Genomic DNA, 21172 nt, shown 5'->3' with positions numbered 1-21172 from the left:
GCTTAAAAAGGATTGTAGTTTGAAAAGGGTTCGGCAATTGCCACACCAAAATTTTTCAATCGGCATGTTGCAGCAAACTCGTCCTGGCGATTTACAAACAGGCACGGCTCACCTTCACACTCCAGCACCGAACATGGAACTTCGATGTCGCTTAACGCCTGGCTTAGTTTATACATCACCGACCATGCATTATCACCATCCGGGCTAAGCAATTTAAGCGCCACCAGGCTGTTGTCACCGCACGGTCCATTTTGCGGAATCGGTTCAACCTTCGAACCTGCGAAACCAGCAGACCAGCGATAGTTCTGCGGCAGTCGATGGACGATTGAGAGTTGTAATGAAGTCACTTATTTTCCCCGGAAGCACATTCACTTCACAATTTGTTTACATCAATTTTAACACATCATCAACAATCCGTCTTTATACAGATCGTAAAGATTGATGCCTCGCCTGCGTGGCCTCTATGGCTCTGATTTAAGTAATATCTGCGGGCGTGGTCACGTTTGCGGGGCTATATGTACCCGTTTCTGCGATCTAACTCAACCTTTTTAACTACAATGATGTGACTTTTTACATAAATTGATTTTACATAAAATAAACATATATCGGGGGAATGATAGATTTGTGGTTGACATGCATCAACAAAGGAAGCCTTTTAGCTTCCTCGTTGTGCAATAGATCACCGTTTTTTCGGCCGACTGGCGTACAGACAGAAGAGAATGGAGCTGGTTGCGCAGAATGCAATTGACCAAATCATCGGCCATGCAGAGTTAAAGGTCGCAAGAGAAAGCAATGCGCCAACAATTGCCCCTATGCCAAAACGGAAGGTTCCTGCCAGCGAAGATGCCGTTCCCGCCATATGGGGAAACTCATCAAGAATGACCGCCATCGCATTGGATGACACCATCGACACGCAGCCCACAAACGCCGCAACGCCAACCACCAGCGACCAAAATCCCAGCCCCAGCAGCGCACTGATGACCATCCACGCTGCCATAATAAATTGTATCCACAACCCCGAGCGGAACATATTTAACGCGCCAATGCGGCGGACGAAGCGGCTGTTAAAGATGGTCATCACGAACAGAAAAACAATGTTTAGCGCAAAGTAATAACCAAAGTTTTCCGGCGCGACGTGGTTAATTTCAATATAAACAAACGGTCCGGCGCTTAAGAATGAGAACATCCCGGCAAAGCTGAAACCACTGGCAAGCATGTAGCTCAGGACACGTTTATGGCGGAACAGCGCCGCAAAGTTACCAATAGTGGTACGAATGTGAAATGGCTGACGACGCTCCGGTGGTAAGGTTTCTTTAATCAGGAAGAAAATCATTGCCGAAGCCAGAATCGCCGCTAATGCCAGGATCCAGAAGATGTAATGCCAGCTCAGCCACACCAGCACCCAGCCGCCAACTATCGGTGCCATCAGCGGTGCAATGGTTGTCACCAGCATGACAAACGACATCATCCGCGAGAACTCTTCTTTCGGGTAAATATCGCGCATCAGGGCGTTAATGACCACGCTGGCCGCAGCCGCAGCCAGCCCGTGGAAGAAACGCATCACAATCAGCTGATCGATGGTGTTTGCCAACGCACACGCCACCGCGGCGGCGGCAAACACCAGCGTACCGCCGAGCACCACCGGCTTACGCCCGAAGCTGTCTGCCATCGGCCCGTAGATTAACTGCCCCAACGCAAAGCCCAGAATATAAGTACTGAGGGTCATCTGCGTACTGCCCGCCGGTACGCCAAACTGCGCTGAAATTACCGGTAGCGCGGGCAGATACATATCAATCGACAGCGGCATCAACATGGCCAGCAGGCCAAGGATAAAAACAATAGCAAACGACGAATGCTGTCGGGTGGTCACAACGGGCTCCTGAAAGTCATTGAAAAGTTAGACGACGCTGGCAATTTCTTCTTCAGTTAACGGACGATATTCACCGGGGGCTAAATCAGCATCCAGCGTAATACCGCCAATACGTTCACGATGCAGCTCAACCACGTGGTTACCCACGGCGGCGAACATGCGTTTCACCTGATGATAACGCCCTTCGCTGATGGTCAGACGAACCTGCGTTGGGGTAATCACTTCCAGCACCGCAGGCTTAGTGAGATCTTTTTCGTTATGCAGCTGCACGCCTTTAGCAAATTGCTCTGCCGTATCGTCAGCTACAGGTGATTCCAGTGTCACCAGATAGGTCTTCTCGCAATGATGGCGCGGAGAAGTAATGCGGTGCGACCACTGACCATCATCAGTCATCAGCACCAGACCGGTGGTATCAATATCCAACCGCCCCGCCGCATGCAGTTTCCACGCTACCGGTTCATCAAGAAAATAGAGCACCGTTGGGTGATCAGGGTCGTCCGTGGAGCAAACATAGCCCTGAGGCTTATTGAGCATGAAGTAACGTGGACCGTGTTGCTGCGCCAGCGGGTTGCCATCGTAAGCGACATCATGTTCAGGAAGCAGTTTGAACGCTGCATTACGGACGATTTCGCCATCGACGGTGACACGATTGCCGCGGATTTCACGCCCGGCAATAGCACGGCTAACGCCGAGTTGCTGTGCGATAAATTTATCAAGTCGCATGTGTGTGATTTTGCCTGTAAAAACGGAGGTCGGGCATTGACCCGAAAATCTGAACTGTTGTCTGCCCAGTATAGCGGTCTAATAACATCCCTCAAGGGAAAAAGATCCATGGCATACTATTAGCAGAATAATCTACCTACGCGAGACCATGATTTTTACACTTCGCCCATATCAGCAAGAAGCCGTGGATGCCACGCTCAACCATTTTCGTCGTCATAAAACCCCTGCCGTTATCGTGCTGCCCACCGGCGCAGGTAAAAGCCTGGTGATAGCGGAACTGGCACGGCTGGCTCGTGGTCGCGTGCTGGTGCTGGCACACGTTAAAGAACTGGTGGCGCAAAACCATGCAAAGTATCAGGCGCTGGGGCTGGAAGCCGATATTTTTGCCGCCGGGCTAAAGCGCAAAGAGAGCCACGGTAAAGTGGTATTTGGCAGCGTGCAGTCTGTCGCCCGTAATCTTGATGCCTTTCAGGGTGAATTTTCGCTGTTGATTGTCGATGAATGTCACCGTATTGGTGACGATGAAGAGAGCCAGTATCAGCAAATCCTCACTCACCTGACAAAAGTGAATCCCCACTTACGCCTGCTGGGGCTGACTGCCACGCCTTTTCGATTGGGCAAAGGCTGGATCTACCAGTTTCATTATCACGGCATGGTACGCGGCGATGAGAAAGCCCTTTTCCGTGACTGCATTTATGAGCTGCCGCTGCGTTATATGATTAAACACGGCTATCTGACGCCGCCAGAACGACTGGATATGCCAGTAGTGCAATACGATTTCAGCCGCTTGCAGGCACAGAGTAACGGGCTGTTCAGCGAAGCCGATCTCAACCGTGAGCTGAAAAAACAACAACGTATTACCCCGCACATCATCAGCCAGATTATGGAGTTTGCTGCAACGCGCAAAGGGGTGATGATTTTTGCCGCGACGGTTGAACACGCAAAAGAGATTGTGGGATTACTGCCTGCCGAAGATGCAGCACTGATTACTGGCGACACCCCCGGCGCTGAGCGCGATGTGTTAATTGAAAATTTTAAAGCCCAGCGTTTTCGCTATCTGGTCAACGTCGCGGTACTGACCACCGGATTTGACGCCCCGCACGTCGATCTTATCGCCATTCTGCGCCCTACCGAATCAGTGAGTCTTTACCAACAAATTGTCGGGCGCGGTCTGCGTCTCGCTCCGGGCAAGACTGATTGCTTAATTCTTGATTATGCGGGTAATCCTCACGATCTCTACGCGCCGGAAGTTGGTACACCAAAAGGCAAAAGTGACAACGTTCCGGTACAGGTTTTCTGCCCTGCCTGCGGTTTTGCCAACACCTTTTGGGGGAAAACGACCGCCGACGGGACATTGATTGAACACTTTGGTCGTCGCTGTCAGGGATGGTTTGAAGATGACGACGGTCATCGCGAACAATGTGACTTCCGTTTCCGTTTTAAAAATTGCCCGCAATGTAACGCGGAAAACGATATTGCCGCCCGCCGCTGCCGCGAATGTGACACCGTACTGGTTGATCCGGACGATATGTTAAAAGCGGCGCTACGACTGAAAGACGCGCTGGTATTACGCTGTAGCGGCATGTCTTTGCAACATGGGCACGACGAGAAAGGCGAATGGTTGAAAATCACCTATTACGATGAAGACGGCGCGGATGTGAGTGAGCGTTTCCGTCTGCAAACACCTGCCCAGCGTACCGCCTTCGAGCAGCTTTTTATCCGCCCGCATACGCGCACACCGGGCATCCCGCTGCGCTGGATCACCGCCGCCGATATCCTCGCCCAGCAAGCCTTATTGCGACACCCGGATTTTGTCGTCGCCCGCATGAAAGGCCAGTACTGGCAGGTGCGTGAAAAAGTGTTCGATTACGAAGGTCGTTTTCGTCTGGCGCACGAATTACGCGGTTAATGGTAGTTTTGATTGATGTATAAGGCGATTGAGTATAGAATCTCGCCCGCTTTTGCATACGCAAAGCAGATCACTTACCTGTTGCTGGGTCGCCTGTAGCAGGATTAATTTAAGAGAGAAAGAAATGTTTACTATCAACGCAGAAGTACGTAAAGAGCAGGGTAAGGGTGCGAGCCGCCGCCTGCGTGCCGCTAACAAGTTCCCGGCAATCATCTACGGTGGCAAAGAAGCGCCGCTGGCTATCGAGCTGGATCACGACAAAGTCATGAACATGCAAGCTAAAGCTGAATTCTACAGCGAAGTTCTGACCATCGTTGTTGACGGTAAAGAAATCAAAGTTAAAGCTCAGGACGTACAGCGTCACCCGTACAAACCGAAGCTGCAGCACATCGACTTCGTTCGCGCTTAATTGCTGAATAAGTTGTAAAAAACCCCGCTCCGGCGGGGTTTTTTGTATCTGCAGATTATGCCTGATTACGGTATTGCTATTTTTTGCAGGCCAGATAAGGCGTTCACGCCGCATCTGGCATTCAGAACACAAAACCGATTAATTGCCGCCAGACGTCCGGCGCTGCAATTGGTCGCGCAAATTCGGCGGCGTGCCTTTAATGGTCAAGGTATCGGTTGCTGGATCCCAGAAGATGCGTTCACCTAACAGCATCGCATCAAAGTTAATAGTCAAGCCACCGCCGCTACCGGCAAACTTCGTCAACTGACGCAGTGTGCTACGGTCTGCCGGGAAGCTCTCTTCCAGTTCGTAGCCTTTTTCAGCCGCAAACTCCGTGAAGCTCACTTCGCTTACGCCTGCCAGCTCTTTCGACAGCGATTTCAGTTCGATCTCTTCGCCTGCCTGCAGCTGCTCATTACAGTAGCTATAAACCTGCTGGCGCACGTTCTGTCGCTCTGCTTTATCCAGTTGTGCTTCGGCAGTGAAATCATCAACCGCTTGCAACAGCCCACGGTTTTGCGCTTTCGCGTTTAACCCTTCGCTGGCCCCGAGGAAATCCATAAAGAAATCCGCCACTTTGCGCCCTACTCGCCCTTTCAGGAAAGTGAGATAGCGGGTGGACTCTGGATTGGTTTCCCATTCGGTTAAATCGATACGCGCAACAATATCCGCATGATTGATATCAAGATAATGGGTTGGGTTGATGTCGAGATTTTCGTTAACGCGCATACTGCTCAGGTTGCTCAGAACTGCCACCAGCAAATACTCCACCGCCAGATAGCGATAGTGACAAAACAGCACGAATCCACCGTCAGCAAAAGGATATTTCGCTAATTCGTCACGCAGGCGGCCGGTTGCCGCGCGGCTAAATGCCAGGAAGTCCTCTTCGCCCTGACGCTGTAAGCGCAGCGTCTGCGCCAGTTCACTCTCTTCGCTAAACAAGCCGTAAGCTTTATTTTTGGCGCTATAGACCCGATGCAGTTCTGCCACCATCTCAACGACGGTTTCTGTCGGTTCCAGCAATGAATCGCGCAACACCAGCTCAAGGTTCTGCTCATCACGCTTGATAAGCTGGTGCAGAGCAATCTGGTTGATATCCAGACTCATGATAAACTCTCCTTTAAGACCGGGCGGTATTCAACCACCGCCGGTTAAGCGACGCAATAAAAGATGGCGGTCATTTTACAGAAGGCAGCGTAACGAGAATGATTTAACGCATAAAAAAGCAGAAAAAAAACCGTTGCTACGGTAATATGTTGCCCTTTCATCAACTAACTGATTTCGATTTATGCCACAAATTTCCCGCTACAGTGATGAACAGGTTGAACAATTGCTCGCAGAGCTGCTCAACGTACTGGAAAAACATAAGGCTCCGACCGACCTTTCCCTGATGGTGTTAGGCAACATGGTCACTAACCTTATCAACACCAGCATTGCCCCGGCCCAACGCCAGGCAATTGCCAACTCTTTTGCCCGCGCCTTACAGTCCTCTATCAACGAAGACAAAGCGCACTAAGGGAAACAGATAACAGGTTATGGTAACTCATCGTCAGCGCTACCGTGAAAAAGTCTCCCAGATGGTCAGTTGGGGGCACTGGTTTGCACTGTTCAATATTCTGCTTTCGCTCGTCATTGGCAGCCGTTACCTGTTTATCGCCGACTGGCCGACAACGCTTGCTGGTCGCATTTATTCCTACGTAAGCATTATCGGCCATTTCAGCTTCCTGGTGTTCGCCACCTACTTGCTGATCCTCTTCCCGCTGACCTTTATCGTCGGCTCCCAGAGGCTGATGAGGTTTTTGTCCGTCATTCTGGCAACGGCGGGAATGACGCTATTACTGATCGATAGCGAAGTCTTTACTCGTTTCCATCTCCATCTTAATCCCATCGTCTGGCAACTGGTTATCAACCCAGACGAAAATGAGATGGCGCGCGACTGGCAGCTGATGTTCATCAGCGTGCCGGTTATTTTATTGCTTGAACTGGTGTTTGCGACGTGGAGCTGGCAAAAGCTGCGCAGCCTGACGCGTCGTCGACGCTTCGCGCGCCCGCTGGCCGCATTCTTATTTATCGCCTTTATCGCCTCGCATGTGGTGTATATCTGGGCCGATGCCAACTTCTATCGCCCGATCACCATGCAGCGCGCTAACCTGCCGCTTTCGTACCCGATGACGGCGCGACGTTTTCTTGAGAAGCATGGTCTGCTTGATGCGCAGGAGTATCAACGCCGTCTTATTGAGCAAGGTAATCCAGACGCCGTTTCCGTTCAGTATCCGTTAAGCGAACTGCGCTATCGCGATATGGGCACCGGGCAGAATGTGCTGTTGATTACTGTCGATGGCCTGAACTACTCACGCTTCGAGAAGCAGATGCCTGCGCTGGCAGGTTTTGCTGAGCAAAATATTTCGTTCACGCGCCATATGAGCTCCGGCAACACTACAGACAACGGCATCTTTGGCCTGTTCTATGGCATCTCGCCGAGCTATATGGACGGCATTCTGTCGACCCGTACGCCTGCGGCATTAATTACTGCGCTTAATCAGCAAGGCTATCAGCTGGGGTTATTCTCATCAGATGGCTTTACCAGCCCGCTGTATCGCCAGGCATTGTTGTCAGATTTCTCGATGCCGAGCGTACGCACCCAATCCGACGAGCAGACCGCCACGCAGTGGATCAACTGGCTGGGACGCTACGCACAAGAAGATAACCGCTGGTTCTCGTGGGTTTCTTTCAATGGTACTAACATTGACGACAGCAATCAGCAGGCATTTGCACGGAAATATAGCCGGGCGGCAGGCAATGTCGATGACCAGATCAACCGCGTGCTCAATGCACTGCGTGATTCTGGCAAACTGGACAATACGGTGGTGATTATCACTGCCGGTCGGGGTATTCCACTGAGCGAAGAGGAAGAAACCTTTGACTGGTCCCACGGTCATCTGCAGGTGCCATTAGTGATTCACTGGCCAGGCACGCCGGCGCAGCGTATTAATGCTCTGACTGATCATACCGATCTGATGACGACGCTGATGCAACGCCTGCTACATGTCAGCACACCTGCCAGCGAATATTCGCAAGGTCAGGATTTGTTCAACCCTCAACGCCGTCATTACTGGGTTACCGCAGCGGATAACGATACGCTGGCAATTACCACCCCGAAAAAGACGCTGGTACTGAACAATAACGGTAAATACCGCACTTACAACTTACGTGGTGAAAGAGTGAAAGATGAAAAACCACAGTTAAGTTTGTTATTGCAAGTGCTGACAGACGAGAAGCGTTTTATCGCTAACTGATTAATTATAAATCAGTTAGCGAAATATCTTACTTGCAATCGGTGTGGAAAACGGTAGTATTAGCAGCCACGAGTCGGCACGTAGCGCAGCCTGGTAGCGCACCGTCATGGGGTGTCGGGGGTCGGAGGTTCAAATCCTCTCGTGCCGACCAAAAATCCCAAAAAAAACCAACCCTTACGGTTGGTTTTTTTATATCTGCAATCAATTCGATAAACAGACCGTGACACATCACAGCCTGTTTATTTTCTGTTATCAGAACGTCCAGACCACACCCGCCTGAGTATTCCACGGCGATTCTACCCCTGCGCCATTGCCATAGCTGACTGACAAATGACCGCTTAACGTCGGGGTAAACGATGACCTTATCCCAGCCTGATAAACGCCACGGGTTCCAGCCACATCATTATTAAATTTGCCATCGTCATTAACTTTCACCTGGTTAGAATCGGCGTATTCCTGACGTACGGCGGCTTTCAGCCAGGGTTCCAGCGTCGTACCATTTTGCAGGTCCATGTGATAGCTTACCGCCGTTCCCGCTTCAGCGCGTAATATCCGGGTATTTCCCACATCAGCGCGCATGCCGTTTGATAACGTGTAGTCCTGACCATCTGTGGTAAAGCCGGTAAAGGCCAGATAGGGTCTAACACTCCACAATCCGTCAACCCAACGGAACCCGCTCTCAACATGAGCACCCGCGCCGTTACTATTGTAATCGCCAAACGCTGTTGCCCCATTACTCATCTTGCCATGGATGGTGTTGGCAAAACGGTCAACTTTCACCACCCCATCAACATAGGCACCGTTCTGATGCTCCCAACCGGCATAAGCCCCCAGGGTATAGCTATCGATATTACCTTTTCCGCCGCGATCAAAACCAATATCAGAATGAGAGTAACCAAAGAACAAGCCGCGAATTGTACTGCTTTCTTCACGGGAGAAACGGCTATCGATACCGAGCGTCAGGCCCGTCAATGTTTGCTCAAAACCAGCTCCCGCATCAGTGGTCACGTTGTTGCGGGTGTTAATTGCCGAACTCCACATCGCCGTATCGTAACTAACGCCTTTTACGCTACCAAGACGCTCACGCACGGTGTCCAGTTCTGCATCAAATACCAGCGGTTGTGCGGCCGCCATATTCAGCACATCAGTGGTTGAAGGGGTAATTTGCGCGCGATTCTCTGCCAGACTCCAGCTATGGTTGCCATTATCCAGCAAGGTATATTCATACGTACCGATATCAACAACGCCTCCGGCATTGCCCAACGTAAATGCAGCATCACCGCCGCCCGTCGTTACCAGTGTAAGGCTATCACCTGCTGCCGGGCTGGCCCCCGTGTCCGTCACGAATATTTTGAAATCACCTGTTGCCTGTCCGGCCACGTTGAGCTGATCGCTCTGATGATTGGCCATATCGGTACGCATATAAAAATTGCCGTTTCCCGACAGGGTATTGGTGGTCAACGTTATGAAATTTTCCGCACTTGCTGTCACAGATGAACGAGTCACTGGCTCAGCCATCATAATCACATTTGCGCCAGACATCGCAAGGTTGGCTAAGTTGAGGCGAGTGTTTTGGTTCGTCGTAGTGATATCGGCAATGATGGTCCATGCGCTATTTTCGAGCGAAACATCCGCTTTGCTGGTATCCACGGCACCATGCGTTCTAAAAGAAGCGCCCTCAGAAACCACTACCTTACCCACCAACATAGCGGGTGCATAATTTATTTGCGGCTTCATGACCTCAAGAATGCCATCATTCCCTCTGACTGAAACGTTAACCATTGTGCCAGCCCAGACATTAGCGCGGCCATTGTTGATAACCATATTTTCAGAGATGGCTTTAGAGGAATACGTGATACTTCCATTCTGATCTGATCGACCGAGATCATATACCGCATTTGCCTGCACTTTCGTACCAGTATCCTTTCCCAGCGATTGCATAGTGGCATGCTCATCAAGGATAGTGTCAATGGCCTGCGTGTCCTCCATAACAATAAGCCCGGAACCATCATCCAGTTCATAATTTTTTGACACACCATCTTTTATACTAAATTGGCCTTTACTGTTTGTACCACTCACTTCCAGCGCATTCGTTGAGACAATTAATTTTCCGCCTGCTTTTTTATCAACGCCAGTTGCAGTCCCGCCATCCATAACCTCCAGTAAGCCGCCACTATCTACAGTAGTATTATAAGCGAAGTCATTTTCTTCAACTCGCAAACTTCCGCCGTTTTCCAACAGCATATTGTTAGCAATACCATTCTTGATTTCGAACTGACCGAGACGGTTTGTTCCGAATACCTCCATGACCCGCGTGGTTGCTTTAATAGCACCGCCTGCTTTCTGATCTACCGCAAATGCAAATCCCCCCCCTTTAACCTCCAGTAGTCCTCCCTTTTCGATAGCGGCAAAGACGGTCCCCCCATCTTTTTCAACGATTAAGCGCCCGCCTTTAATCGTGGGATCATTCGCCGCGCCATAAACCTGTAGCACTCCATTATTGATCGTAGTCTGGTTTGCCGCGCCACCCATTTGAACAATTTGATAACCGTCATTTAATACTGAGTATTCTGCGGCGCCATTCATTTCAATGTACTGATACCCTCCGTTAATTTCAGTATTATTACTTACACCAAATTCTTTTATATGCTGTTCTCCGCCAGGATTGATTTTCGTATTATTGGCGGTCCCATAAACCAGCTGGATATCTTTTTCCAGGACAACACCATCAACTGTCTCACCATACTCAACAGTTGATGCCAATGCTATGGGTGAATATAACGCTGTAGCCACCAGAACAGATATTGCGGAACGACAAAGAGAAACAGAACCAGATTGATGCATTGAGCTTTCATCCTATGAAATTAATTGCTGTTAAAAGCATTGGGTACAGAAAATACCCATAGCTCCATACCCGGAGTCAGTTTTTAAAAACTGTTTAAAGAAATGCACAAGTATTGTGATTGATTTTTTAGTTGTTTTTCTTGATGAGAAGCTGATGCAAAATTCCGTCTTTATAATGAAAATGATGCCAAAGCGAACGACAAGGTTGTAGTTTTCACTACATGTCCATACATAAAATGGGGTAACATTCACGCGCCTGGTAGCGTTACCAACGCTACGCTCAAACATAATGATTCTAATAAAACCTCAGGAGACTACTATGCCTGAAGCAACGCCTTTTCAGGTGATGATTGTGGATGATCATCCACTTATGCGACGCGGTGTTCGTCAGTTACTGGAGCTTGATCCTGGCTTTGAAGTGGTCGCCGAAGCGGGCGACGGCGCGAGCGCTATCGATCTGGCGAATAGACTGGATATCGACGTGATCTTGCTGGATCTCAATATGAAAGGTATGAGTGGCCTGGATACTCTCAATGCCTTGCGCAGGGATGGCGTTACCGCGCAAATTATTATCCTGACCGTATCCGATGCCTCCAGCGATGTCTTTGCGCTGATAGACGCAGGCGCAGACGGTTATCTGTTGAAAGACAGCGACCCGGAAGTATTGCTGGAAGCGATTCGTGCCGGAGCGAAAGGCAGCAAAGTCTTTAGCGAACGCGTCAATCAGTACTTACGTGAACGTGAAATGTTTGGCGCGGAAGAAGATCCCTTCAGCGTGCTGACGGAGCGCGAGCTGGATGTTCTGCACGAGCTGGCACAGGGGCTGTCAAATAAACAGATTGCCTCGGTGTTGAATATTTCAGAGCAGACAGTAAAAGTACATATTCGCAATCTGCTGCGCAAACTCAATGTCCGCTCACGCGTGGCGGCCACCATTCTGTTCCTGCAACAACGCGGGGCACAATAAAAATAGCCCGATGGATTTATCATCGGGCTGAGATTTATGACAAACGCAAAACTGCCTGATGCGCTACGCTTATCAGGCCTACGTGGATCGATCAATTTATTGAATTTACACAATTTTGTAGGCCGGATAAGGCGTTCACGCCGCATCCGGCATAAACTAAGCGCACTTTGTCAACAGTCTAGCCCGATGGCATCACCATCGGGCCTCTTTTTATTTACTCTCCTGCGGCGACAAATGTTGCATCGCCTGCGCGATACTACGTTCAATCACCGCACGGCGAGTATCGTTGGCAGGTAAGAGTTTCAACATCATCTCCCACGCGGCAACGGCTTCGCCAAATCGCTGCTGCTCAAAGGCATTAAACGCATACATGCTTAGCACACGGATATTGCTATGGTCCGTTCTCACCAGCTGACGTAGCAGTTCACCGCCGAGGCGGTTGTCGTTGGGATCAGATGAACGAGTCAACGCTTCAGCGTATCCCAGTGCAGCATCACTGTTTTTCGGATCGAGGCGATACGCAGTGGCGTATGCATCGGTGGCGATACTGGCGTTACCCAGCGCCATGCCAACGCGGCCCAACATAATCCAGCCTTCTATATCTCCCGGATTTTTTTGCAGTTGAGTACGCATCCCCAGCGCAAGACGCGACATCTCTTCTTCGTTGAGCGGATCGGCTTTCGGATCCAGCGCCCTGTCCAGCAACGCCGGAGTCTGTGCCGTGGCCTGCTGCCAGATTTTCACCTGCTGATAATTGCCAGTCTGGTAGTAGCTGACGCCAGCCACAATTAACGCCACCACAATACCCGGCAGATAAACAACATATCCGGCACGCTTACCTTCCGGCACGCTTTGTTCAGGAAACGCTTCCGGCACCACGCGTACCCGACGCCGCGAGCGGGCGTATATGACCCAACCGCCAATGCCAATAGCCACTACTGGCAGCACCCACAGCAGCACGGTCAGCGGCGTTAACGGCGGATCGTAAGTGACGAAGTTGCCGTAACGCGCCACCATATAATCGACAATCTCTTTTTTACTTTTACCTTCCTGCATCAGTTCATACACTTTCTGACGCAGGTCGGTGGCAATCATCGAGTTGGAATCGGCAATGCTGTTGTTCTGGCATTTCGGGCAGCGCAGTTCTTCAGTGAGCTGACGGAACTGTTGTTCCTGTGCTTCATCTTTAAACTGCAACACATCGATGGTCGCCAGCGCTGAGCCGGAGATCATCAGCATCAGCACGCCCAATAAAAACCTCATTGTGCGGCCTCCTTACTGTATTTCTCCCACAGCGGCTTGATCTCTTCTTCCCAGACGCGAGGATTCAGATCGCCCGCATGGCGATAGCGAATGATGCCGTTGCCGTCAATAAGAAACGTTTCTGGCGCGCCATAGACACCGAGATCCAGCCCTAACATGCCATCGCCATCAAACAGGCTTAGCGCGTAAGGATTGCCCAGCTCTTTCAGCCAGCTGATTGCCTTCTGGCGATCGTCTTTATAGTTCATGCCGACCACGCGGATGCCCTGCGCAGAAAGCTGATTCAGATATTGATGTTCCGCACGGCAGGTCGGACACCAGGTCGCCCAGACGTTAAGCAGTACTGGTTTGCCCTGAGTCAGCACATCCGCCTGATAAAACTGCCCCGGATTGTCCAGTGATTCGAGACGAAACTTCGGCACAGGCTTGCCAATGAGCGCCGATTCCAGATTGGTCGGATCATCCCCTTCGGCATTACGCGCCAGCTGCCACAGCAGCGCCGCGGCAATCGCCAGGAAGATAATCAACGGAATTAACAATACTTTGCGCTTCATACGGCCTCCGGCGCAGTTTTTTGCGGACTCACGCGCTTACGATAGCGAGGATCAAACAGACACAGCAGTCCGCCCAACGCCATCATCAGCCCGCCCGCCCAAATCCAGCGAACAAATGGTTTGTAGTAAAGACGCACGGCCCACGCGCCGTTTTCCAGCTCTTCACCGAGCGCGGCGTACAGGTCACGCGTGATGCCGCCGTCAATTGCCGCTTCGGTCATCATCGACCCGGCAGTGTTGTAATAGCGTTTTTCCGCATACAGCACTGTTTCCGGTTTACCCTCTCGCGTTACGCCGATAGTCGCCACACCGCCACGCCAGTTCGGGCCAGTCACCTCTTTGACATCACGGAAGGTGAAGCGATATTCATGAATATCGACGCTATCGCCGGACTTCATGCGCACATCACGCTCAACGCTGTAGTTCTGACTAAAGGCAATGCCAACAATTGTCACTGCCAGCCCCAGGTGAGCAGCCACCATCCCCCAATAACTGAAGGTGGTTTTCGTGCCGCGTGAAATACGCAGCACAGCTTCCGCAATTGCCAGCACCGCAATCCAGCAGGCCATTGCCAGGCCGAGCACCGTCATTGCCACAACTTTGCTTTCGAACAGCCACGGCAACAGCAGAGACAGCACCAGCGTAGAGATGAAGGCGATAATCAATAAATTGCGGATTTTACGTGGGCGATCGCGCCCCCAGCGCACCAGAGGACCGACACCCAGCAGTAGCGCAAACGGCACCATCAGCCAGGTAAACATGGTGTTGAAGAACGGTTCGCCAATCGAAATACTGCCCAGTCCCAGTTGCTTGTGCACCAGCGGCAGCAGCGTCCCCAGTAATACCACCAGCATCGCGGCGACCAGCAAAACGTTGTTCGCTAACAGCAAAGATTCCCGCGACCACAGCGCATTGTTTACGCGTGAGCGAACTTTGTGTCCACGCGCGGCAAACAGCAGCAGCGAACCGCCAATCACCAGCACCATAAAGGCGAGGATAAACATACCGCGCGCCGGATCAGACGCAAACGCGTGTACCGATACCAGCACGCCGGAACGCACGAGGAAAGTCCCCAACAGACACAACGAGAAGGCACTGATTGCCAGCAGTAATGTCCACGCTTTGAAGCTGGCGCGTTGTTCAGTGACCGCCAGTGAGTGCATCAGCGCAGTCCCCACCAGCCACGGCATAAACGAGGCGTTTTCTACCGGATCCCAGAACCACCAGCCACCCCAGCCGAGTTCGTAATAGGCCCATGCGGAACCGAGCACGATGCCGAGCGTCAGGAAGATCCACGCTGCCAGCGTCCACGGACGAGTAAAACGCGCATAAGTGCTGTCCAGACGCCCGCTCAGCAAAGAAGCAATGGCAAAAGCAAACGCCACCGAGAAACCCACGTACCCCATATAAAGCAGAGGCGGATGGAAGATCAGCCCCGGATCCTGCAATAGCGGGTTAAGATCGCGACCTTCAATCGGGAAGTTCGGCAACGTGCGAGAGAACGGGTTAGAGGTAAAGAGAATGAACAGCAAAAAGCCGACACTGACCATCCCCATTATCGCCAGTACACGGGCCACAATATCCAGCGGAATACGCTGACTAAAAATCGCTACCGCAAAGGTCCAGCCGCTCATCAGCAGCACCCACAGCAGGAGCGAGCCTTCATGCGCGCCCCAGGTAGCCGCCACGCGATACCACACCGGAAGCTGGGTATTGGAGTTGCTGGCAACATAGGTGACGGTGAAGTCGTTGACCACGAAGGCATTGACCAGTACCAGAAATGCGCCAGCCACAGACATAAACAGCAGCCAGGCAAACAAGCGGGAAGACGCCATCATGCGCGCATCTCCGCGCGCTACGCCCCATAGCGGATACACGGACAGCAGCAGCGCAATTCCTAGCGCCAGACACAGCAGCCCGTTACCAATTTCCGGCATCATGATGCTGGGTCCTTATAAACACTCGCCGGGCGACGGTGATTGGCTTCCATCGCTTTCTCAACTTCTGGCGGCGTGTAGTTTTCGTCGTGTTTCGCCAGCACTTCTTTTGCGAGGATATGATTGCCTTTTTCCAGTTCGCCCTGCACCACAACGCCCTGCCCTTCACGGAACAGATCCGGCAAAATGCCTTCGTAAGAGACATCTACTGAACCTTCAGCGTCGTAAATGGTGAAAGTTACTTTTAGCGAATTGGGATCGCGCTGCACGCTACCCGGCATCACCATCCCGCCAACGCGCAGACGCTGACCGACTTCCGGCATTTGCTGAGTTTCACGCTTGCCGTAGAGAATTTCCCCCGGCGTATAAAAGAGATCGATATTCGAGCGCAGCGCATATAGCACCAGACCGATAGTCAGCGCCAGCCCTGCCAACACGGTACAGGCAATCCACAAGCGGTTTTTACGGCGAATATTCATGCAGCCTCCTGCTGTTGCGCAGCACGTAAACGCGCCTCACGCGCCCGCTGTTGCGCCACACCACGCAGAATTGCGCGATGTTGCATCACCGAGTGCACGACCAAAACCACCAGCGGAATAACGGTCATCACCACCGCCAGCCAGACAAAAAAGGCGTAACCGCCCATTGCGAAAAATTCATTCCAGGAAGCAAATGCAGGGGTCATTTACGGCCTCTTTTCAGTATCAGTTCACTCACCCACGGACGGCGTTTTTCCATCAGCAAAATCAAATTACGCATCCGCATCAGCGTCAGCGTGGCAGACAGGAGCAGGAAGCCAAAAATCGACCAGCGCAGCGGCGAACGCATCGCCGGATCGATACTTTGCTGCATCCGCGTTGATCCCTGATGCAGGGTGTTCCACCACTCCACGGAGTAATGAATAATCGGCAGATTCACCACGCCAATCAGCACCAGGATACCTGCCGCACGGCCCGCCAGACGGCGGTCGTCGAAGGCGTGCCACAGGGCAATCACACCCACATACAAAAACAGCAGCACCAGTTCAGAAGTCAGACGTGCATCCCATACCCACCAGGTGCCCCACATCGGTTTTCCCCATGCAGAGCCGGTAACCAGGGCAATAAAGGTAAACACGGCACCAATGGGGGCCATCGCCGCCACCGCCAGGTTGGCCATTTTCATCTGCCAGACAAGGCCAATAAACGCTGCCACTGCCATTGATGCATAAATGCCCATCGACCAGATCGCCGCAGGCACATGCAGGTAGATAATGCGGTAGCTATTTCCCTGCTGATAATCAGCCGGAGCAAAGCCGAATCCCCAGATCCAGCCGACGGTAAGCACGACCACACTGGCAATTGCCAGCCACGGTATAAACCAGCCACAGATTTGATACAGCCGTGGTGGGATCGCCAGTTGATGCAGTGTTTTCCACATAGTTTCGATACCAGACTCGAACAAAAATCAGTAATCCAGCGTTATTGAATGCTGATTCGTAACGCTGCCGCCGTCGCAAAAGGACTTAATGTCGCGGTGCCTGCCAGCAACGCGCCTAAAATTGCCAGATACCCGTCAACGGGCAAATGCATAGAAGCCGCGTCCATCGCGGCGGTGGCAAAGATGAGTAATGGGATAGTCAGCGGTAACACCAGTATGCTGAGCAGCACACCACCGCGCTTAAGTCCCACTGTCAGCGCCACGCCCGGTGCACCGAGAAAGCCAAGCGTAGGCGTTCCCAGCAGCAGCGTCAGCGCCATCACTTGCCAGCCATAAACATCCATTCCCAGTAGCATTGCTACCAGTGGCGAAAGGATGAGTAACGGCAGACCGGTTACCATCCAGTGCGCCATCACCTTCGCCAGCACAACGGCGGGCAAGGGTAACGGCAACAACATCAATTGTTCAAGACTGCCGTCCTGCAAATCGTCACGGAACAGTCGTTCCAGCGCCAGCAAGGATGAAAGCAGCGCAGCAACCCAGATAATGCCCGGTGCAATACGCGCCAGCAGTTGCGGCTCCGGACCGATACTGAGCGGAAAAAGGGTAATTACAATCAGGAAGAACCACAGCGGGTTGGCGATTTCGGCGCTATGGCGAAACGCTACACGCAGCTCAAGACGGAAAATGCGCCAGAACATCATGCGGCCCTCGTTTGCGTCAGTGAAATGCGGCGAATTTTACTTTCAGCAACGTTGAGCGGCTGGTGGGTAGTCAGAATCACAATCCCCCCCTGCTCCGTATGCTGCGCCATACGCTGGGTCAGACGATCGACACCGTTAACGTCAATCGCGGTAAAAGGCTCGTCGAGGATCCATAACGTGGCACGGGTCAGCCACAGACGCGCTAAAGCGACGCGGCGTTGTTGCCCGGCCGAGAGCTGATTTACAGGAATATCTTCGAATCCGGCAAGCCCGGCCTGCGCCAGGGCTTCCAGACATTGTGCGGTATCGCCATCGCGATGATAAAAGTGCAGATTTTCTAACGCCGTCAGCCGGGTTTTGATCCCCGGCTGATGGCCTATCCATAACAGGTTTTGATGGTAGCTGTCGCGTACCTGATGCAAGGGCTGCCCTTGCCAGAGAACCTCGCCTGCGTCAGGGCGAGACAACCCCGTCAGCAAACGGAGAAGCGTTGTCTTCCCCGCGCCGTTGCTACCGGTGATTTGTACCCACTCTCCTGCGTTCAGCGTAAATGACAAGCCACTAAATAAGGTTCGTTCATCCCGCTCACAAAGTAACTCTCTGGCTTCAAGCATACCCACGCAATAACCCTGTTAAAAACCTGGCTCGACTTCACGCATATCGGGCAGCTTGTGCGCTATCCCTTTATGGCAATCAATACAGGTTTGCCCATCTTTCACCGCCTGGTCATGCATCTTCGCGGCAACCGATTTCTGGGCGGTTGTATCCATATACTCGAAGTTGTGACAGTTACGGCACTCCTGCGAGTTATTGTCCTTCATGCGCCGCCACTCATTCTGTGCCATCGTCAGACGATGAGCTTCAAATTTCTGCGGCGTGTCAATAACGCCAAAAATTTTACCATACAGCTCTTTACTTGCTTTGAGCTTGCGTATCATCTTCGGCACAAACTCGTGCGGAACGTGACAATCCGGACAGGTCGCACGGACGCCGCTACGGTTGTTGTAGTGCACGGAATCCATGTATTCCTGATACACCGTGTTGCGCATTTCGTGGCAGCTAATGCAGAACTCTTCGGTATTGGCTTTTTCCATCCCGGTGTTAAAGCCACCCCAGAAGACGATGCCGCCAACAAAACCGATCAACAGCAGCGTCCCCAGCGCCAGACGGCTGGGGGTACGCCACCATTTCCACAGGCGCTTAATCAGACCAGGCTTACGGTCAGAATTTCCCATAATAACCTCTTATTTCCCGTAACCTTTTGATGGGGTAAAGGTATTCCCCACGATTGGCGCGGTATCGGCCTGCGGTACGTGACATTGCAGACAGAAATAACGACGCGGAGCCACTTCCGCGCCCACTTTGCCGTCGCTGTCCATAAAGTGAGTAGGACTGATACGCGGCGCGCCAGTGGTGCGATAGCTTTCGACACCGTGGCACTGCAAGCAGCGATTGGTATTGGTCGTTACCTGATAACCTTCAACGCTATGCGGGATCATTGGCGGCTGATTCACATAGTTCAGCGGCATCCGATCCTGCTCTTTTGGCATCCGAATGGCCCCTTCCTGTGTCCCGGATACTTCCGGCGACTGGCTAAAATCGACGCCATTAGCCGCCCAAACCGCGCCGCTTACCACCAGGGCCAGCATCGCCGTCCATTGACACAGCGCTTTCTTCAGGTCATGGCTTTTCATGATTTCGCTCCCGAACTCCATCGTGTAGTTATTGTAAATACATCCTCAGAACAGACATCCACGCAGCGACCGCACGTCATGCAATCGCGGCTGGTGACCTGCACCGGGCTTTGTTCATCCAGCACCGGGGCACGTAGCACATGCGGTTCCGGGCAAACATGAAAACAATCCATACAGCGGTTACATTTCTGCCGATCGGTGGCCGCAACGGTAATCACACCTTTGCTACCCAGCACGCCATACAGCGCGCCAACCGGACAAATGTGCCCGCACCAGCCGTGTTCAACGACCAGTAGATCAAATAAAAACAGCGCGAGAATAAGCAGCGCGCCGCTGCCGAAGCCCATTACCAGGCTACGCCCCATCAGAGAAACGGGGTTGATCCATTCCCAAATGAGCGTGCCAGTTAAGGCTGATCCCACCAGAATGACCACCAACAGCACGTAGCGAATGTGGCGAGGGATCGTCGCAGACTGATTGAGGTCAAAGCGCCTGCGTAACCAGTTCGCTAAGTCGGTAATCGGGTTCAGCGGGCAGACCCAGCTGCAAAATAATCGCTTTCCCGCCAGGGCGTAGAGCACGGTGATAATCACCGCACCGGTCAACGCCACCGTGGCAGGCAGATGACCACTGGCAAGACTTTGCAGCGTCATCAGCGGATCGGTCAGCGGAACGGTGTCGAATAACAGGCTACTGCTGTAGTTGCCGTGCAAGATCCACACACCAAACCATGGACCGCTCAAAAACATCCCCAGCACGAAGAACTGACAAAGGCGACGTAACACCAGCCAACGGTGACTGCGCCACCAGCCTTTTTTCTCCAGCGCCTCGCGCCCGGCGTCACGTTTACGATTTGCCATTGTTCCCCTCCAGCCAGCCGAAGCGGTAATGGTGACCTAACTCCCCTTTCGCCAGTGACAGCGGTAACACCTTGATTGCCGGTTGTTCCAGCACGCATACTTTTTCGCACTTACCGCAACCGGTACAGGCGTCGCTGTGAACCGTCGGCAGAAAGCGGGCGTGCTTACCGGTACGCGTGTTGCGCTCCAGCTCCAGGGTGATGGCCTCATCAATTTTCGGGCATTCGCGATAACAAACATCGCAGCGCAGCCCCTGAAAGTTGAGACAGTTTTCCTGGTCCACCAGTACCGCCAGCCCCATCCGCGCGTCGTCGATCGATTCAATCTCACGATCCAGCGCACCGCTTGGGCACACTTTGGCGCACGGAATGTCCTCACACATTTCGCAAGGAATATCCCGTGCGACAAAATATGGCGTGCCCGCCGACAGACCAGAGGCCAGCGTCGCCAGTTTTAAGGTGTCGTAAGGGCAAGCCTGAACACACTGACCGCAACGCACACAGGCACTGGCAAAGGCGTTCTCGTTTATGGCTCCGGGCGGGCGCAACCGCACGCCAGATGCGCGTGCGGTTTGCTGTTGTAACCCCAGCGCCACACCCACGGCAGCCAGCCCGCCTGCTGTGCGAACGACATCGCGCAGAAAGCGGCGGCGACCATTTTGAGGTTTCGCTGACCGGGACATAA

The 21172-nt window shown here is 52.4% G+C and carries 22 protein-coding genes and 1 tRNA gene; 6 read left to right on the top strand and 17 right to left on the bottom strand.

Annotated elements, in window-relative coordinates; translation table 11 throughout:
* Positions 1-2 precede the first annotated feature (2 nt).
* The 3 genes from AB4H76_RS08395 to rsuA form a co-directional block, all read right to left on the bottom strand.
* On the bottom strand, positions 3-347 hold the full coding sequence (locus AB4H76_RS08395; RefSeq protein ID WP_000202798.1) for a YejG family protein: 345 nt from the start codon (positions 345-347) through the stop codon (positions 3-5).
* Positions 348-679: 332 nt separating this feature from the next.
* Positions 680-1870 carry a multidrug efflux MFS transporter Bcr gene (gene bcr / locus AB4H76_RS08390; RefSeq protein WP_000213361.1) on the bottom strand — a complete coding sequence of 397 codons (1191 nt, stop codon included), beginning with the start codon at positions 1868-1870 and terminating at the stop codon, positions 680-682.
* Between the two features lie 27 nt (positions 1871-1897).
* Complete coding sequence (rsuA, locus tag AB4H76_RS08385; protein ID WP_001234850.1) at positions 1898-2593, bottom strand: 16S rRNA pseudouridine(516) synthase RsuA; 696 nt, start codon at positions 2591-2593, stop codon at positions 1898-1900.
* A 148-nt stretch (positions 2594-2741) separates the two neighbouring features.
* Between rsuA and AB4H76_RS08380 the strand changes: the two genes are divergently transcribed.
* A complete protein-coding gene (locus AB4H76_RS08380) occupies positions 2742-4502 on the top strand; it encodes a DEAD/DEAH box helicase (RefSeq protein WP_000578061.1) in 1761 nt (586 codons plus the stop codon).
* A gap of 124 nt (positions 4503-4626) precedes the next feature.
* A complete protein-coding gene (rplY, locus tag AB4H76_RS08375; protein WP_000494183.1) occupies positions 4627-4911 on the top strand; it encodes a 50S ribosomal protein L25 in 285 nt (94 codons plus the stop codon).
* A gap of 138 nt (positions 4912-5049) precedes the next feature.
* Here rplY and yejK read toward each other — a convergent pair whose 3' ends face one another.
* Positions 5050-6057 carry a nucleoid-associated protein YejK gene (gene yejK / locus AB4H76_RS08370; RefSeq protein ID WP_000050793.1) on the bottom strand — a complete coding sequence of 336 codons (1008 nt, stop codon included), beginning with the start codon at positions 6055-6057 and terminating at the stop codon, positions 5050-5052.
* A gap of 181 nt (positions 6058-6238) precedes the next feature.
* On the opposite strand from yejK, the gene AB4H76_RS08365 reads away from it, so the two are divergent.
* The 3 genes from AB4H76_RS08365 to AB4H76_RS08355 all read left to right on the top strand — a co-directional run bounded on the left by AB4H76_RS08365 (position 6239) and on the right by AB4H76_RS08355 (position 8397).
* A complete protein-coding gene (locus AB4H76_RS08365) occupies positions 6239-6466 on the top strand; it encodes a YejL family protein (RefSeq protein ID WP_001135667.1) in 228 nt (75 codons plus the stop codon).
* Positions 6467-6485: 19 nt separating this feature from the next.
* A complete protein-coding gene (gene yejM / locus AB4H76_RS08360) occupies positions 6486-8246 on the top strand; it encodes an LPS biosynthesis-modulating metalloenzyme YejM (RefSeq protein ID WP_000256203.1) in 1761 nt (586 codons plus the stop codon).
* A gap of 74 nt (positions 8247-8320) precedes the next feature.
* A tRNA-Pro gene (locus AB4H76_RS08355) sits at positions 8321-8397 on the top strand.
* 101 nt (positions 8398-8498) lie between these two features.
* Here the strand turns inward: AB4H76_RS08355 and yejO are convergent.
* Positions 8499-11090 carry an autotransporter YejO gene (gene yejO / locus AB4H76_RS08350; protein ID WP_141218665.1) on the bottom strand — a complete coding sequence of 864 codons (2592 nt, stop codon included), beginning with the start codon at positions 11088-11090 and terminating at the stop codon, positions 8499-8501.
* Positions 11091-11409: 319 nt separating this feature from the next.
* Between yejO and narP the strand changes: the two genes are divergently transcribed.
* On the top strand, positions 11410-12057 hold the full coding sequence (narP, locus tag AB4H76_RS08345; protein WP_001113637.1) for a nitrate/nitrite response regulator protein NarP: 648 nt from the start codon (positions 11410-11412) through the stop codon (positions 12055-12057).
* A 210-nt stretch (positions 12058-12267) separates the two neighbouring features.
* On the opposite strand, the gene ccmH is transcribed toward narP, so the two are convergent.
* From ccmH to napG, 12 genes are read right to left on the bottom strand one after another with little or no spacing between them, the layout of a single operon-like run.
* Positions 12268-13320, bottom strand: coding sequence for a cytochrome c-type biogenesis thiol:disulfide oxidoreductase CcmH (gene ccmH, locus AB4H76_RS08340; protein WP_001211582.1), 1053 nt, complete (start codon positions 13318-13320; stop codon positions 12268-12270).
* Positions 13317-13874, bottom strand: coding sequence for a thiol:disulfide interchange protein DsbE (gene dsbE, locus AB4H76_RS08335; protein ID WP_000824439.1), 558 nt, complete (start codon positions 13872-13874; stop codon positions 13317-13319). The genes ccmH and dsbE overlap by 4 nt, the downstream gene beginning before the upstream one ends.
* Positions 13871-15814 (bottom strand): cytochrome c-type biogenesis heme lyase CcmF, encoded by a 1944-nt coding sequence (gene ccmF, locus AB4H76_RS08330; RefSeq protein WP_001459926.1) that lies wholly within the window; start codon positions 15812-15814, stop codon positions 13871-13873. The genes dsbE and ccmF overlap by 4 nt, the downstream gene beginning before the upstream one ends.
* Positions 15811-16290 (bottom strand): cytochrome c maturation protein CcmE, encoded by a 480-nt coding sequence (gene ccmE, locus AB4H76_RS08325; protein ID WP_242386741.1) that lies wholly within the window; start codon positions 16288-16290, stop codon positions 15811-15813. The genes ccmF and ccmE overlap by 4 nt, the downstream gene beginning before the upstream one ends.
* Positions 16287-16496, bottom strand: coding sequence for a heme exporter protein CcmD (gene ccmD / locus AB4H76_RS08320; protein ID WP_000186540.1), 210 nt, complete (start codon positions 16494-16496; stop codon positions 16287-16289). The genes ccmE and ccmD overlap by 4 nt, the downstream gene beginning before the upstream one ends.
* On the bottom strand, positions 16493-17230 hold the full coding sequence (ccmC, locus tag AB4H76_RS08315) for a heme exporter protein CcmC (RefSeq protein WP_001295447.1): 738 nt from the start codon (positions 17228-17230) through the stop codon (positions 16493-16495). Before ccmC ends, ccmD begins: the two co-directional genes overlap by 4 nt.
* Positions 17231-17271: 41 nt before the next feature.
* Positions 17272-17934 carry a heme exporter protein CcmB gene (gene ccmB / locus AB4H76_RS08310; protein ID WP_000971730.1) on the bottom strand — a complete coding sequence of 221 codons (663 nt, stop codon included), beginning with the start codon at positions 17932-17934 and terminating at the stop codon, positions 17272-17274.
* Positions 17931-18554, bottom strand: a complete 624-nt coding sequence (ccmA, locus tag AB4H76_RS08305) for a cytochrome c biogenesis heme-transporting ATPase CcmA (RefSeq protein ID WP_000525587.1) — start codon at positions 18552-18554, stop codon at positions 17931-17933. Before ccmA ends, ccmB begins: the two co-directional genes overlap by 4 nt.
* 12 nt (positions 18555-18566) lie before the next feature.
* A complete protein-coding gene (napC, locus tag AB4H76_RS08300; RefSeq protein ID WP_000528376.1) occupies positions 18567-19169 on the bottom strand; it encodes a cytochrome c-type protein NapC in 603 nt (200 codons plus the stop codon).
* Positions 19170-19178: 9 nt separating this feature from the next.
* Positions 19179-19628, bottom strand: a complete 450-nt coding sequence (gene napB, locus AB4H76_RS08295; protein WP_000835174.1) for a nitrate reductase cytochrome c-type subunit — start codon at positions 19626-19628, stop codon at positions 19179-19181.
* Complete coding sequence (napH, locus tag AB4H76_RS08290; RefSeq protein WP_000013515.1) at positions 19625-20488, bottom strand: quinol dehydrogenase ferredoxin subunit NapH; 864 nt, start codon at positions 20486-20488, stop codon at positions 19625-19627. Before napH ends, napB begins: the two co-directional genes overlap by 4 nt.
* The gene (gene napG / locus AB4H76_RS08285; RefSeq protein ID WP_000091291.1) at positions 20475-21170 is read right to left on the bottom strand and encodes a ferredoxin-type protein NapG; all 696 of its coding nucleotides are present in this window, start codon (positions 21168-21170) and stop codon (positions 20475-20477) included. Before napG ends, napH begins: the two co-directional genes overlap by 14 nt.
* Positions 21171-21172 lie beyond the last annotated feature (2 nt).

It is taken from the genome of Escherichia sp. UTM R2 (assembly GCF_048593455.1).
In the GTDB taxonomy this organism is placed as follows: domain Bacteria; phylum Pseudomonadota; class Gammaproteobacteria; order Enterobacterales; family Enterobacteriaceae; genus Escherichia; species Escherichia coli.
Note: the sequence above shows the minus strand (reverse complement) of the source record. Positions and strands in the feature narration are given on the sequence as shown.